Consider the following 13,957-nt stretch of genomic DNA (forward strand, 5'->3'; position numbering starts at 1 on the left):
CGGCCGTCCGCGCGGGACCTCGCGCGGGGCCTTTCGGGCGGGCTCTCCGTAGGGGGCGGCTTCAGCCGCCCCTCCTGCCGGAAACGCTGCCCGCGGCCGAGGGCGGGCTGAAGCCCGCCCCTACAGGATGCGGAGGAGCTGAAAGCCGCCCCTGCGGGATGCGGAGGGGCTGAGGGCCGCCACTGCAGCAGGAGTCGAAAGCGGAAAAGACTAGCATACGAAAAAGACCCCGTGTCGGGGTCTTTTTCGTTGGGGTGTGGAAGCCGCCTACAGGTTCGTGCCGGCGATCCAGTTCTGCTCGGGGTATTCCAAAACGCCGTTGTGGCGGTTCAGCTCGCGGGCGATGGTGATGCGCTGGATGGTGGGAGCGCCCTCCTCCAGCCACATGGCGCGCACGTCGCGGTACAAGCGCTCGGTGGGACCGTAGGGGGAGTCCTCGAAGTAACCGTCGCCGCCGAAGATCTCAAGCATCTCGTCGGACACCACGCGGGTGGTGTCGATGGAGAACAGCTTCGCCATGGCCGCCTTCTCGGCGATGTAGGGGCCGTGCGGGTCGCGGTCGTACTCGTCGGCGAATTCGATGACCATGCAGCGCAGCGCGTGGATCATGGTGGCCATGTTGGCCAGTTTCATCTTGATGGCCTGGCGCTCCATGATGGGCTTGCCGAAGGTGATGCGGTCACGGGCACGGGCGATGGAAATCTCCAGCATGCGCTGGCACATGCCCAGGTTCGAGTCGGCGATATGCACGCGCGATACGGCCAGCGAGTGCATCGCCACTTCCATGCCCTGGCCCTCTTCGCCCAGCAGGCACTTGGGGGGCAGGGTGACGTTGGTCATCTGGAAGCCGGCATGGCCCGCGCCGCGGCAGCCCATCATGTGCGGCATGGGCACCAGCTCGAAGCCCGGGGCGTCCATGGGCACCCAGAAGGCCGACAGGCGCTCGTCGCCCTCTTTCTCGGGGTCGGTCACGGCGATGACGTAGGCGTACTGGGCCACGTCGGTGTGGGAGATGAGCCACTTCTCGCCGTTCAGCACCCAGTTGCCGTCGGCATCCTTCACGGCGGTGGTGTGCACGTCGGCGCCGGTGCCGCCGGTCTGCTCGGTCAGGGCAAAGCAGGTGAACACCGACTTGTCGGCGAACTGGGGCATGAACTCGGCCTTCAGCTCGTCGCAGCCGTAGTCATCCAGGATGCGCCAGTTCAGGTCGGCGGCGTAGTGCAGATGCATGCGCATGCCGCCCGGGCCACGCGAGAACTCCTCCTGCACCTGCAGGATCTCCTTCTCGGTGAAGCCCCAGCCGCCGTACTGCTCGGGCAGGGCGTAGCGGTACAGGTTGTTGGCGATGGCCATGTCGATGAATTCCTGCGGGAATTTATTGGTGACCTCCACCTCTTTCTGCATCTCCTCGAACGGCCCTTCAGCCAATTCGCGAACCTGCTTCAAAAAGGCGCGGAACTCTTCCTCGGAAAGCTTACCCATGAATCCTCCTGTTCGCTCGTGCGCGTGCGCGCGTGTTCCCTGGAGCCAGTTTGACAGGCCGCCGAGAACGAAGTCCAATAGGAATGCATCGAAAAAATAAACCGCGAAATAGGAACAAACGATGAAAGGCCGCGCCTACAGGTTCCGCCGCATCTGGGCTTCCTTGATCTCATTTTCCAGCGAGCTGTGGATGATGTTGGCGAAAGGACCGCAGTCTGCGGCCAGGTTCTCCACGCCGTTTTGGTCGCAGCGGCGGATGTAGTAGTACAGGAACGCGCAGGTGTAGAACTCGGCGAGGAAGTCGATGTTCTCGCGGGGCAGGTAGCGGTTCGACAGGATAATGTCGATGTCGCGCTTCATGGCGGCCAGGTACAGCGCGTACAGGTAGTTGCGCAGCGAGTAGGGGCCGTTGTCCACCAGCGCCTGGCGGTAGAAGTTGCGGCGTCCCTGCAGCACCTCGGCGAAGCACTGGAAGAACTCGGCGTGGTCGAGCGAGCGCACGCCGGATTTCTGGGTGATGTAGTAGGGGAAGCGCGCCACCGGGTCGTCGCTGGGCTCCTCGTACAGCAATACCGACTCGGAGAAGTGCTGCTTCAGCACCTGCCCCAGATCGTAGCGGAAGATCCAGATGATGAGCTTGTCCTTGTTCTCGAAGTGGTAGTAGAACGTCTTGCGGTTCTTGCCCGTCTTCGCGACGATGTCGCTGATTGACACCTTGCGCAGCGGTATCTCGTCGCACAGCGACACAAAGGCGTCGGAGATCAACAGCATGGTGTTGAGGGCATTCATGCGGGCCCCTCCCTCGTATGGCCGAAAACCTTGCGGGACGGAAGCGCCCCAGCGTTAAACGATGCACCTATTATAAAGGCCTTTTCCGGTCAAAATGCGGTCATTTTTCCGAGAGTGGGCAATTTGAGCGGATAACAGACCACTAAATTTGATGGTTTTGAGGGTCAAATGAAAGGAAAAATCAATGAATTGCCTATGGTGGGAAAGGAATTACCGATACTTGACTACACAATTATAAATATCTGTCCATCGAAAAAGAAACTGAAGTCCGTAGAATAAGGAGCCAAGAGGAGACTTGGGAAGACGGGTTGCTCACAGTACCGGTCAAGACGGGTCGCATTGGGTGGCAAGCGCCACACCGCGTGGGACAGGATCACGAACCTGGGGATTCATCCTACGCAGTACGGTGAAACTGCCCGATATCCTTTACGTTCTATGGGGAATAAGGAAAGGAGTTACGCTGTGGCAAAGTACCAGAAATTGCTGGAGCCGCTCAAGATCGGCAATGTGGAGCTGAAGAATCGCTTCATCATGCTCCCGATGACCATCGAGAAGGTGGACAACTACCACGTGACCGACGACCTGGTCGACTTCTACGAGCAGCGCGCCAAGGGCGGCGTCGGCCTGATCGAGATCGGCTCCTGCTATGTGTGCGACTGCTTCGGCACCGAGCCCAAGTACCATACGACCACCGGCGCCTGCGGCTGCTGGGACGACGAGTTCATCCCCGGCTTCAAGCGCATCGCCGACGTGTGCCATCCTCATGGCGCCAAGGTTGCCGCCCAGCTGCAGCTGTGCTACGAGTGGCGCGCCTCCGGCGATGACCCGCTGCTGTCCTACGCGCCTTCCGCCGACGTGCCCTCCGGCCCGTTCGTGGGCATGCCCGAGCGCGAGTACACCAAAGAGGAGATCGCCCAGGTCGTGAAGCAGTACGGCGAGGCTGCCCGTCGCTGCAAGGACGCCGGCATCGACATCATCGAGATTCACGCCGGCATCGGCTACATGGTGATGCGCTTCTTGTCCAAGTACTCCAACCACCGTACCGACGAGTACGGCGGAAGCCCGGAGAACCGCGCTCGCCTGCTGACCGAGATCATCGACGAGATCCACAAGACCTGCGGCGACGACATGCCCATCCTGGTGCGCATCTCCGCCGACGACCTGATGCCCGACGGCAACCGCATCGAGGACACCCTCGAGCTCATCCCGATCATCGAGGCCCACGGTGTGGACGCCTGGTCCATCCAGGCCGGCTTCCATGAGGCTCCGCGCCCCGTGGCCAACCAGATCGTTCCCGAGGGCGAGTTCATCGGCCTGGCCAAGCAGTGCAAGACCGTGACCAGCAAGCCCGTGTTCCCCGGCACCCGCATCAACACGCTGGACATGTGCGACAAGGTGGTCAACGAGGGCTATGGCGACGCGGTGGGCATGGCCCGTCAGTTCATCGCCGACCCGGCCACGGCCGGCAAGGTGGCCGCGGGCCATCCCGAGCAGGTTCGTCCCTGCATCGTGTGCTCGCGCTGCCTGGACAACATCTTCATCGGCAAGCCGTGCCAGTGCTCGGTGAACGCCAACGTGTGGCAGGGCGTGGAAGTGGGCCTGCCCGAGGATCATCCGGCGACCGAGCAGCAGCACGTGGTCGTCGTGGGCGCCGGCCCCGGCGGCATGGAGGCGGCTCGCGTGGCGGCTCTGCGCGGCCACAAGGTGACCGTGGTGGATCACTCCGACCGTGTGGGCGGCCTGCTGAACATGGCCCAGGTGCTGAACGCCAACATCGAGCCTCTGGTGTCCTACTGGCAGGGCGAGGCCGGCCTGCATGACAACATCAAGGTGGTGCTGAAGCAGGACGTCGACGTCGACTACCTGAAGTCTCTGAACCCCGACCAGGTGATCCTCTCGCCCGGCGGCGGCATCATCCCCATCGACGTGCCCGGCATCGACGGCAAGAACGTCGTGAAGTCCGAGGACATCAAGGCCATGTGCAACGGCGTGGTTCCCGAGGGCAAGGGCATGCTGTGGAAGGCCGCTGTGGCCGCCATCAAGGCCCAGGGCGGCACCGTCGGGTTCATGCGCATGGGCCTGAACATGGCCACCGGCCCCACGGCCATCGTGGGCAAGCGCGTGGTGGTCGTGGGCGGCGGCTTCGCCGGCCTGGAAGTGGCCGAGGCCATGTGCGACAACCGCGAGATCACGGTGATCGATCCGGCCAAGAAGATGGGCAACGGCATCGGCATCATCGACAAGAACCCCACCATCAACCTGCTCAAGAAGAAGGGCGTGAAGCTGATGCCCTCCACCGAGCTCATCGAGGTGACCAAGAAGGGCGCCAAGGTGAAGAACGTGGAAACGGGCGAGGAGCAGCTGCTCGAGTGCGATACCGTGCTCACCTCGGTGGGCGTCGAGGCCAACACCACCCTGTACGACGAGGTCGTGAAGGTGTGGCCGCATGCCAAGCTCATCGGCGACGCCACCACCCCGGCCGGCAAGGTGTACCGCACCCTCGAGGCCGTCAAGGGCGGCTACGAGGCCTCGATGGCCATCTAAATCGGGCCTTAACCCCGATAATCAGGGCGCCGCACCCCGTCGGCGCGGCGCCCCGCTTTCCAATTTCGGTTCAAACGCAGCAGCGTTTTGAATAAAGTCAAAGCCTTAAAGGAGGAAGAAATGGATTTCAGCTATTCCCAGCAGCAGCTCGAGATCAAGCGCGGCATCCGCGAGTGGGGCAAGAAGCACCTGACCGAGGAGGTCATCGCCGCCGGTTACAAGAACCGTGGCATCGCCCCCGAGGTTGCCAAGTCCTGGGTTGACGAGGGTTGGGGTCTCTACGGTCTGCCCGAGGAGTACGGTGGAAAGCCGGTCGACAAGCAGACCATGGCCATGATCATCGAGGAGCTGAACCACTGCGGCGGCAACATCCCCATGGCTCCCAACCTGCTCATCATGTTCGACATGGCTGAGTTCGGCACCCCCGAGCAGATCCAGTACGCCATGGACTACTACAAGGAGAACGGCTACCCGCCGTACTGCCTGGCCATCTCCGAGCCCGGCGCCGGCTCCGACAACCAGGGCATGACCACCTGCGCCACCCGCGACGCCGACGGCAAGATCCACATCAACGGCACGAAGACCTGGGTGACCTCTGGTGAGAACTCCGACGGCTTCATCGTGGTGTGCAAGGACGAGGACCCCTCCCGTGAGAACAAGGAGATGTCCATGTACCTGGTGCCCGCCAACTCCAAGGGCGTCACCATCGAGCCGCTGAACAAGATCGGCATGCAGATCATGCCCTTCTCGAAGATCATCTTCGACGACGTCGTGGTGGACGAGAGCGCTCTGCTGGGCATCAAGGGCAAGGGCTTCCTGCAGCTGATGAAGAACTTCGAGTGGGAGCGCTGCGTGCTGCTGGCCGAGCTCCTCGGCGAGGCTCAGGCTGCCATGGACGACGCTTGCGCTTGGGTTAACGAGCGTCAGCAGTTCGGCAAGGGCATCAAGACCTTCCAGCTCGTGCAGGAGCACATCGTCGAGATGCAGATCGCTCTGACCAACACCCGTAACTTCCTGTATCGCACCTGCTGGAAGATGGACAACGGCATTCCGGTGAACAACGACGCCGCCATGCTGAAGCGCTACGGCGCCCCGGCGCTCACCGACGTGTGCTCTCGCGCCCTGCAGCTCATGGGCGGCCTGGGCTTCACCGACGAGACCCGCGTGTCCCGCCTCATGCTGGACTGCCGTGGCTTCCAGATCGGTGGCGGCACCGTGGAGATCATGGTGCACATCTCCGGCCGTGGCATCCTCAAGGAGTACGCCAAGGCTGCCGAGGATCCGGATTACCTCTGGACCATCTAAATCGCCTCTGCGATTTCCAACTCGGAAGCAAAGGGACCCGCGAAAGCGGGTCCCTTTCTTTGTTGGCGGTGGTGGGGCGCCCCGGAGGGCGCCGCCCGCCGCCCGCTGATCGCTTTTCCCGCTGCGAACGCGGCTACGGAATCAGCGAAGATGACGCACATGAGTCGGTACCATCCCAGCATCGTTGCTGCTGAAGTAGAAGCTGATTCTTAACAGCCGCGCTCTCCGCGGGGCGATCAGAGGTCGGCGGGTAGCGCCCTCCGGGGCACCGTTTCCGATCTGGGACAGATGCGAATGAGGGCATACGAAAAGGGCGCCCGCGGGCGCCCTTCGATCGTTTCGGCTATGCTTGGTCCTGCGCCGGCTTGGGGGCCTTCGCCTTCTTTCTGGTGCGGCGGCCATGGCAGGTCATGCCCACTTTGCGGATGGTGCAGGTACGCACGTTGTGACAGTAGGCGCAGCCGCGGCGCTTCTTCTGGGTCTCGTTGTACAGGCCGATAACGCCCCAGGTGCTCCAGCGATCCGATGGCGTGCCGTCCTCGTCGGCCGTAAGGCCCAGGCGCTTCTCCGTTTGCACGAAGAACGACAGCGTCTTGTTCATGGTAAGGGGGAAGTCCTCGGTGCCGCATTCCAGGGTGCTGCCGCGGTGCAGCCCGCGCTCGTGGGCGTCGTCGGCGATGGCGGCGGCCAGCTTGTCGGCGGCCAGCGAAGTCATGGCCTCCAGGCAGGCGTCGAACAGCAGGCTTTCCATGTCGCTGTGCACCAGGCGGTCGCGCAGTCGGGCGATCTGCTCGTCGGTGCCCACGGTGGATACGGCCATGGCGGTGTGCTCGGCCTCGCTCATGCGCTCGTAGGCGGCCTCGCCGTAGAGCACGGCGAGCGTGCCCACCAATTTGATGGCCGGTTCGGTGTACTTCGGCGGAAGGGTGCAGGTGGCGGGGTTGAACAGCTTGTACACGCCCCGGGGGTGCAGCTCGGCGCTCATGGCGTCGGCCATGGCGCAGATGGAATCGCCCAGCATGGGGTCGTCGCACAGGGCGGCGTCGAGGAATGCCTCGACGACGGCGGGGTCGATCTTCTCCACCGCGCAATCGATCCCGTGGATAGTGTGCACTTGCATGGCTGCCTCGATTCTCGATCAGCTCTTCCTTATGGGACACATTCTAGCAATGAATCCGTGTAAATGGAGCGCCGATGGCGCGTTATCGAGAGGAAAAATAGATGCACGGGGTTTATTTATGGGACATAAGACAGTTTATGTCTATATCTGTCGCGAGCATTCTTGCCTACAATCAGAAAAGGAGTTCGCGTGCCGCCTGAGGGGAATGAGGGACGGCCGCGCGCGCATCGTGTACACTCGTCGGGAACACCGCGCCGATCGGCGCGGGCGACCTTTGAGGGAAAAGGAGCTTTCGTGAAACGTGCGCTTACCCCCGGCACTTTCGATCCCATCACCGTCGGGCATCTGGACGTTATCAGCCGCGCGGCGCAGCTGGTGGACGAGGTTGTGGTGGCCGTGGCCGTATCGGCGAAGAAGAAGCCGCTGTTCTCGCTGGAAGAGCGGGTGGCGCTGGTGGAGGAGGCCACACGCGATCTGCCCAACGTGCGCGTGGAACCCTTCGACGAGCTGCTGGTCGACTTCGCCCGGCGGATGGACGCCCAGGCCGTCGTGAAGGGCCTGCGGGCCATCACCGACTTCGAGTACGAGTTCCAGATGACGGCGCTCAACTACCAGCTGGACAAAGAGCTGGAGACGTTGTTCATCATGTCCACGCCCCAGCACATGTACCTGTCGTCGTCCATCGTGCGCGAGATCGCGTCGCTCGGTGGCGACGTTTCGCAGTTCGTGAGCCCCTGCGTGGAGGATGCGCTGCGCCGCCGTTATGCAGAGCTGGCAGCGGAAAAGTAGGACAAAATTTCCCTTATTAGGGAATAAGAAATTCCAATAGTAAACAAAAGGCTGCATTCTGTCCCGTTGAGGCAGGAAGCAGCCTTTCACTTATTTGGACAAAAGTGAATTACCGTCCATCAATGATGGTCAAAAGCGATTGAGTATGTATGTTTCATCGGCACCTGCTTATCTAAAATAGGGAAAGAGACCGTTTTCAGAGCGGAAAGGTGAGAGATGAACATCGTCGTGTGCGTGAAGCAGGTAATAGACACCGAGGCCGTTATCGAGCTGGACGGGGAGGGGGCCGTGAGCCTGGAGGGCCAGACCCTGGTCATCGATCCCTACAGCGAGTTCGCCGTAGAGCGGGCCGTGCAGATCACCGAGGAGCAGGGCGGCACCGTCACGCTGGTGTGCCTCGGCGACGCGGGCTGCGCATCGGCGCTGCGCCACGGCCTGGCCATGGGCGCCTCGGAGGCCGTGCTGCTGGAGGACGACGGTTGGCTCGCGCGCGATGCGGCCGAGGTGGCCGCCGCCCTGGCCGAGGCCATCCGCCCGCTGGGTGCCGATCTGATCATGGGCGGCTGGAAGTCGGGCGACACGGCGGCGGCCCAGGTGATGGGGCGCGTGGCGACGCTGCTCGACCTTCCGCTGGCCAACATGGCCACCTCCTGCGAGGTCGTTGACGGCGGTATTCGCGTTCTGTGCGAGGTGGACGACGGCGTGGAGGCCTCCGATCTGCCCCTGCCGGCCGTGGTGGCTGCGCAGCAGGGCCTGGCCGAGCCGCGCTACCCCTCGGTGCGCGACGTGATGGGCGCACGCCGCAAGAAGATCGATACGCGTCCGGCGGCGGTGCCCGATGGCTCCGGCGTGGTCGTGCTGTCGCGCGAGCTGAAGCCGGCGCGCACGGGCGGCCGCATCGTGGAGGGCGCGCCGGCCGAGGCCGTGGCCGAGACCGTGCGCCTGCTGGCCGAAGAGGCGAAGGTGCTGTAAAGACGATTTCACCGGAGAAGGGATAGAGCTATGGCTGATATGTGGGTGGGCGTGAACGGTGCCGAAGAGGCGCTGCGCCAGGTGAATGCGGAACTGATGGGCGCGGCGCGCCAGCTGGCCGATGCGGCCGGCGCCTCGGTGACCGCCGTGCTTTACAACGACGCCGCAGGGCGCCACGCCGACGCGCTGGCGGCGCTGGGCGCCGACCGGGTGGCCGTGGTGGAGGCGGAGGGCGCGCCGCTGCCCCCCGAGACCCTGGCCCGCACCTTGGCGCGCATGGCTGCCGATGCCGCCGAGCCGCCGGCGGTGGTGCTGCTGGCCGACGGTGCGGAGGCCCGCGCCGCCGCACCGGCCCTGGCCCAGACGCTGGGTGCGCCGCTGTTCTCGGACGTGGTGGCCGTGGAAGCCGCCGCCGGCGCTGCGCCGGTGTTCGTGCGCGAGCCCTACACCGCCAAGGTGGTGGAGCGCGCCCAGGCCGCTCCCGGCACGGCCACCGTGGTGGCCACCGTGCGTCGCGCTGCGATGCCCGCTGCCGCGGCCGATGTGGCCCGCACGGCGGAGGTCGTGCGCGTGCCCGCCGATTCCGCCGCCCTGGCCCGCGCCATCGCCGAGGTGGTGCGCGCCACCTCGGGTCGCGTCGATCTGACCGAGGCCGACATTGTGGTGTCGGGCGGCCGCGGCCTGGGCGGCCCGGAGGGCTTCGCCGTCATCGAGTCGCTGGCCGATAAGCTGGGTGCCGCCATCGGCGCCTCGCGCCCCGCCGTGGACGGCGGCTGGATCGACATCCAGTACCAGGTGGGCCAAACTGGCAAGACGGTGGCTCCGACTCTCTACATCGCCTGCGGCATTTCCGGCTCCATTCAGCATGCCGCCGGCATGGCCGCCTCGAAGTGCGTGGTGGCCATCAACAAAGACCCCGAGGCGGAGATCTTCGCTTTGGCCGACTACGGCATCGTGGCCGATCTCTTCGAGGCCGTGCCCCTGCTGGAGGCCGAGCTGGCCTCCCGCGCGTAAAGTATCTCGAGAAAGGTCGGCCCCATGGGAGAGGTGCCCACTCGCGAAGTGCTGTGGAACGTGTCCGCGCACTGGATCATCTATCCGCTTTTCCTGCTGGCCCTGGGCTGTGCGGTGTTCTTCTTCGTGCGCCGCTGGCGCCTGTGGAAGATAGGTCAGCCCGAGAACCGCTCCGATCACCCGAAGGAGCGTCTGGCCGGCATGGTCCGCGACGCGCTGCTGCAGGTGAAGGTGGCCGAACGGCGTGGCCCGGGCTTGGTGCACGTGGCCATGTACACGGCCATGATCATCTTGCTCGTCGCCACGGTGACGGTGGCCGCCCAGGCCGACCTGGGGCTGCCGTTCGTGCAGGGCGATTTCTACCTGTACTTTCTCTCGCTGACCGTCGATATCGCCGGCGCGGCGTTCTGCATCGCCATGGTGGCCTGCATCGTGCGACGGCTGGCGAACAAGAGCCTCGACTCCAAGCCCGAGGACTTCGTCGTGTTGGGGCTGCTGCTGACCATCGGCGTGACGGGCTTCGTACTGGAGGGCCTGCGCATCGCCGGCACCGACGACCCGTGGAGCGCCTGGTCGCCGGTGGGCGACCTGTTCGCCCAGCTGTTCGTCGGCTGGAGCGCCGGGCAGATCAGCGCCCTGCACCAGGGGCTGTGGTACTTCCACATGGTGCTGGCCTTCGGGCTCATCGCCTGGTGGACCTACAGCAAGCTGGTGCACGTGCTGCTGGTGCCCCGCGCCGTGTACAGCCGCTCCCTGGCTCCCAAAGGCGAGCTGCCCTTCATCGATATGGAGGACGAGGGCTTGCTGACCATGGGCGCGGGCACGTTGGAGGAGCTCACCTGGAAAGACCTGTTCGACACCCAGGCGTGCATCCGCTGCAACCGCTGCCAGGAGGCCTGCCCGGCCTTCGCCTGCGGAAAACCGCTCAGCCCCAAGGCGCTCATGCAGGACCTCGGCGCCGAGCTGCAGCAGCGCGGATCCATCATCTACCGTCTGCAGCACGAGGCTGCCAAGGATGTCGACGGGGCCGACCGCGCCGCGATCGATGCGCCCGCCACGGCAGCCGACTTGGTGGCTGCCGCCGACCTGACCGATGCCGAGCGGGCGGTGGTCGACCGCACGCTGGTGGGCGATGTGGTGGCGCCCGAGGCCCTGTGGTCGTGCACCACCTGCGGCGCCTGCATGGAGGTGTGCCCGGCTCGTCTCGAGCACGTGCCCAAGATCGTGAAGATGCGCACCTATCAGGTGTCCATGGAAAGCGCGTTCCCCTCTGAGGCCCAGGCCACGTTCCGCAACATGGAGAACAACGGCAACCCGTGGGGCCTCGGCTGGCAGACGCGTACGAAGTGGACCGAAGGGCTGGATGTGCCCACGCTGGCCGACAACCCCGATGCCGAGTACCTGTACTGGCCCGGCTGCTCCGGCGCCTTTGACACGCGTAACCGCAAGGTGTCGGCCGCATTGGTGCGGCTGCTGAAGGAGGCGAACGTCAGCTTCGCCATTCTAGGCAACGACGAGAAATGCTGCGGCGACTCCGCCCGGCGCATGGGCAACGAGTTCGTGTACTTCATGCTGGCCAGCGAGAACATCGCCACGCTGGATGCCTGCGGGGTGAAGAAGATCATCGTGCAGTGCCCGCACTGCTACCAGGCCCTGGCGCGGGACTATCCGCAGTTGGGCGGCCATTACGAGGTGATTCACCACAGCGCGCTGCTGGCGCAGCTGGTGGCCGAGGGGCGCCTGCCCCGCGCTGCCGAGCGGTCCGCTGCCGAGCGCGTGTGCGTGCACGATTCGTGCTATCTGGGACGCTACCAGGACGTGTACGACGAGCCGCGCGCCGTGGTGCGCGCCGCAGGCGGTGCCGTGGTGGAGATGGAGCGCCATGGCGCCCACAGCTTCTGCTGCGGTGCCGGCGGCGGGCGTATGTGGCTCGAGGAGGACGCCGGCGAGCGTGTGAATGTGGCGAGGGCGCAGCAGGCCCTGGCCGCATCTCCCGATATGGTGGCAACGGCGTGCCCCTTCTGCCTCACGATGCTCTCCGATGGTATGGTGTCGGAAGATGCCGATGTGCCGGTGAGGGATATCGCCGAGATTCTCGCAGGAGCCTACGATGAGTGATAATGTCCGCATCCAGAGCGTGCGCGAGGCGCTGACGCCCGGATGTCATGTGGAATACGCCGTGGACGACCAGCCGGGCCTGGTGGAGCGCGCCCGCGCCTATCTGGCGCACCCTGCCGCCGGCGAGGTGGTAGAGCCGCGGTTGGCGGCTACGGTGATGCTGGTGAGCGCGGGCAAGTCGCATTACCGGCGCTTCGAGAGCCCGCTGCCCGGCGGCGCGGTGATCGAGGAGACGGTGGAGGCGGCCCCGGTGGACGTGTTCATGTTGCGACGCTGCTCCACCATGGCCTTCGTGCCCGATGCCGTGGTGTTTCCCGGCGGTGGCATGGACCGTCGCGACCTGGAGGGCGACGTGCCCTGGGCCGGCCCTGCCCCCGAGGTGTGGGCCCGGGCCATGAGCTGCACTCCCGAACGGGCCCGCGCGGTGATTACGGCGGCGGCTCGCGAGGTGTTCGAGGAGAGCGGCGTGCTGCTGGCCTCCGATGCGGGCGGGGCGCCTGCCCATGATGCCCGGGGCGACCATTGGGCCGCCGAGCGCGCGGCCGTGGCCGACCGATCACTGTCCTTCGGTGCGTTTTTGGCCGAGGCGGGACTGGTGCTGCGCAGCGACCAGCTGCGCCTGCGCTCCCATTGGGTGACGCCCGAGAGCGAGGCGCGCCGCTACGACACCTACTTCTTCCTGGCCCGGCTGCCCGAGGGACAGCATGCCGACGGGCGCACCACCGAGGCGGTGGAGGCCGCCTGGATAGCTCCGGGAGAGGCGCTCGCGCGCTTCGACGCGGGCCTTTTGAAGCTGGTGCCGCCCACGATATCGAACCTCACATCGCTGACGCGCGCCACTTCAGTGGACGAGGCGTGGAACCTGCCCTTCGACGGGCATGTGAGGCCGCATCCCGTGGCCCATGCCAACGGGGACGTGGTCATGGGCTGCACGGTGGAGGGCGCCTAGTGGCCCCCGTTCGCCCGCATACCCCCGAAGACGGCGCCATGGTGGGGCGTCACGCCCAGTGCGTGCGCCACGACAACGCGTCTCCGCTTACCTATCGGGGCACCAACACCTGGGTGCTGGCGAATCCGGCTGAGTGCACGGGCGTGGTGGTGGACCCGGGTCCCGACGAGGCGGGCTGCCTCGAGCACATTGTCCGGGCCTGCGAGCAGCGGGGCTTGGAGGTGCGCGCGGTGCTGCTCACCCACGATCATGCCGACCATGCCGGTTGCGCCGCAGCCGCGGGGGAGCGGTTCGGCGCGCCGGTGCTGGGCCTGCGAGACGGAAGCCTGCGGCCGGGGCCGCTCGCCATCGACGGCGTCGACCTGCCCATGGAGGTGCTGGCGCTGCCCGGCCATTCCAGCGACTCGGTCGGATTCTACGTGCCCGATGGCGATCTGATCGTCACCGGCGACGTGCTGTTCGCCCAGAGCCCCACCATGGTGTGCTGGCCCGACGGCCGTATGGGCGACTATCTGGCCAGCCTCGATGCGCTGGCTCATTTCGTGGTCGCGCAGGGCGTGCAGCGGTTGTGCACGGCCCACGGTGCTGTCATCGAGGACCCGCGCCAGCGCATCGAGGCGGCGCGGGCCCATCGCACGCGCCGGCTGAACCAGGTGGTCGCCGCCGTGCGCAGCGGCATTCCCGCCGACGCGCCGGCGTTGGTGGAGGCCATCTACAACGACGTGGCCCCCGACCTGCACGATGCCGCGGTGCGCAGTGTGAACGCCCAGCTGCGCTACGCCTACGACGAGGGCCTGCTGCAGGAGCGCGGCACCCTGTGATATATCCGGCCCGCGCCCTGCCAGGGCGCGCAGCCTGCGAGATATGCCGAGAGA

At 65.4% G+C, this 13,957-nt stretch carries 11 protein-coding genes; 8 read left to right on the top strand and 3 right to left on the bottom strand.

What is annotated here, in order from left to right; translation table 11 throughout:
* Nucleotides 1-267 precede the first annotated feature (267 nt).
* Complete coding sequence (locus tag VIN30_RS05060; RefSeq protein WP_338209826.1) at nucleotides 268-1,482, bottom strand: acyl-CoA dehydrogenase family protein; 1,215 nt, start codon at nucleotides 1,480-1,482, stop codon at nucleotides 268-270.
* A gap of 135 nt (nucleotides 1,483-1,617) precedes the next feature.
* Nucleotides 1,618-2,271: a TetR/AcrR family transcriptional regulator gene (locus VIN30_RS05065; RefSeq protein ID WP_326423604.1), complete on the bottom strand. Its 654-nt coding sequence runs from the start codon at nucleotides 2,269-2,271 to the stop codon at nucleotides 1,618-1,620.
* 462 nt (nucleotides 2,272-2,733) lie between these two features.
* On the opposite strand from VIN30_RS05065, the gene VIN30_RS05070 reads away from it, so the two are divergent.
* Complete coding sequence (locus VIN30_RS05070) at nucleotides 2,734-4,815, top strand: oxidoreductase (protein ID WP_326423603.1); 2,082 nt, start codon at nucleotides 2,734-2,736, stop codon at nucleotides 4,813-4,815.
* A gap of 120 nt (nucleotides 4,816-4,935) precedes the next feature.
* Nucleotides 4,936-6,120 carry an acyl-CoA dehydrogenase family protein gene (locus tag VIN30_RS05075; protein WP_326423602.1) on the top strand — a complete coding sequence of 395 codons (1,185 nt, stop codon included), beginning with the start codon at nucleotides 4,936-4,938 and terminating at the stop codon, nucleotides 6,118-6,120.
* 343 nt (nucleotides 6,121-6,463) lie between these two features.
* On the opposite strand, the gene VIN30_RS05080 is transcribed toward VIN30_RS05075, so the two are convergent.
* Complete coding sequence (locus VIN30_RS05080; protein WP_338209831.1) at nucleotides 6,464-7,240, bottom strand: phage tail protein; 777 nt, start codon at nucleotides 7,238-7,240, stop codon at nucleotides 6,464-6,466.
* A 294-nt stretch (nucleotides 7,241-7,534) separates the two neighbouring features.
* Between VIN30_RS05080 and coaD the strand changes: the two genes are divergently transcribed.
* From coaD to VIN30_RS05110, 6 genes are all read left to right on the top strand, one after another.
* Nucleotides 7,535-8,029, top strand: coding sequence for a pantetheine-phosphate adenylyltransferase (coaD, locus tag VIN30_RS05085; RefSeq protein WP_326423599.1), 495 nt, complete (start codon nucleotides 7,535-7,537; stop codon nucleotides 8,027-8,029).
* A gap of 216 nt (nucleotides 8,030-8,245) precedes the next feature.
* A complete protein-coding gene (locus tag VIN30_RS05090) occupies nucleotides 8,246-9,001 on the top strand; it encodes an electron transfer flavoprotein subunit beta/FixA family protein (protein ID WP_326423597.1) in 756 nt (251 codons plus the stop codon).
* Between the two features lie 30 nt (nucleotides 9,002-9,031).
* Complete coding sequence (locus VIN30_RS05095; RefSeq protein ID WP_338209833.1) at nucleotides 9,032-10,015, top strand: electron transfer flavoprotein subunit alpha/FixB family protein; 984 nt, start codon at nucleotides 9,032-9,034, stop codon at nucleotides 10,013-10,015.
* A 24-nt stretch (nucleotides 10,016-10,039) separates the two neighbouring features.
* Nucleotides 10,040-12,133, top strand: coding sequence for a heterodisulfide reductase-related iron-sulfur binding cluster (locus tag VIN30_RS05100; RefSeq protein WP_338209835.1), 2,094 nt, complete (start codon nucleotides 10,040-10,042; stop codon nucleotides 12,131-12,133).
* Complete coding sequence (locus VIN30_RS05105; RefSeq protein ID WP_338209837.1) at nucleotides 12,126-13,082, top strand: NUDIX hydrolase; 957 nt, start codon at nucleotides 12,126-12,128, stop codon at nucleotides 13,080-13,082. The genes VIN30_RS05100 and VIN30_RS05105 overlap by 8 nt, the downstream gene beginning before the upstream one ends.
* Nucleotides 13,082-13,903 carry an MBL fold metallo-hydrolase gene (locus tag VIN30_RS05110; protein WP_326423591.1) on the top strand — a complete coding sequence of 274 codons (822 nt, stop codon included), beginning with the start codon at nucleotides 13,082-13,084 and terminating at the stop codon, nucleotides 13,901-13,903. Before VIN30_RS05105 ends, VIN30_RS05110 begins: the two co-directional genes overlap by 1 nt.
* Nucleotides 13,904-13,957: the final 54 nt, after the last annotated feature.

The sequence above is a fragment of the Adlercreutzia wanghongyangiae genome (genome assembly GCF_035989245.1).
Taxonomy (GTDB): Bacteria; Actinomycetota; Coriobacteriia; order Coriobacteriales; family Eggerthellaceae; genus Adlercreutzia; species Adlercreutzia wanghongyangiae.

Excerpts from the sequence above, each read along its gene's own strand:
- VIN30_RS05060 (WP_338209826.1), bottom strand. The coding sequence starts at position 1,482 with ATGGGTAAGCTTTCCGAGGAAGAGTTCCGCGCCTTTTTGAAGCAGGTT.
- VIN30_RS05065 (WP_326423604.1), bottom strand. The coding sequence starts at position 2,271 with ATGAATGCCCTCAACACCATGCTGTTGATCTCCGACGCCTTTGTGTCG.
- VIN30_RS05075 (WP_326423602.1), top strand. The coding sequence starts at position 4,936 with ATGGATTTCAGCTATTCCCAGCAGCAGCTCGAGATCAAGCGCGGCATC.
- VIN30_RS05080 (WP_338209831.1), bottom strand. The coding sequence starts at position 7,240 with ATGCAAGTGCACACTATCCACGGGATCGATTGCGCGGTGGAGAAGATC.
- VIN30_RS05090 (WP_326423597.1), top strand. The coding sequence starts at position 8,246 with ATGAACATCGTCGTGTGCGTGAAGCAGGTAATAGACACCGAGGCCGTT.
- VIN30_RS05095 (WP_338209833.1), top strand. The coding sequence starts at position 9,032 with ATGGCTGATATGTGGGTGGGCGTGAACGGTGCCGAAGAGGCGCTGCGC.
- VIN30_RS05100 (WP_338209835.1), top strand. The coding sequence starts at position 10,040 with ATGGGAGAGGTGCCCACTCGCGAAGTGCTGTGGAACGTGTCCGCGCAC.
- VIN30_RS05105 (WP_338209837.1), top strand. The coding sequence starts at position 12,126 with ATGAGTGATAATGTCCGCATCCAGAGCGTGCGCGAGGCGCTGACGCCC.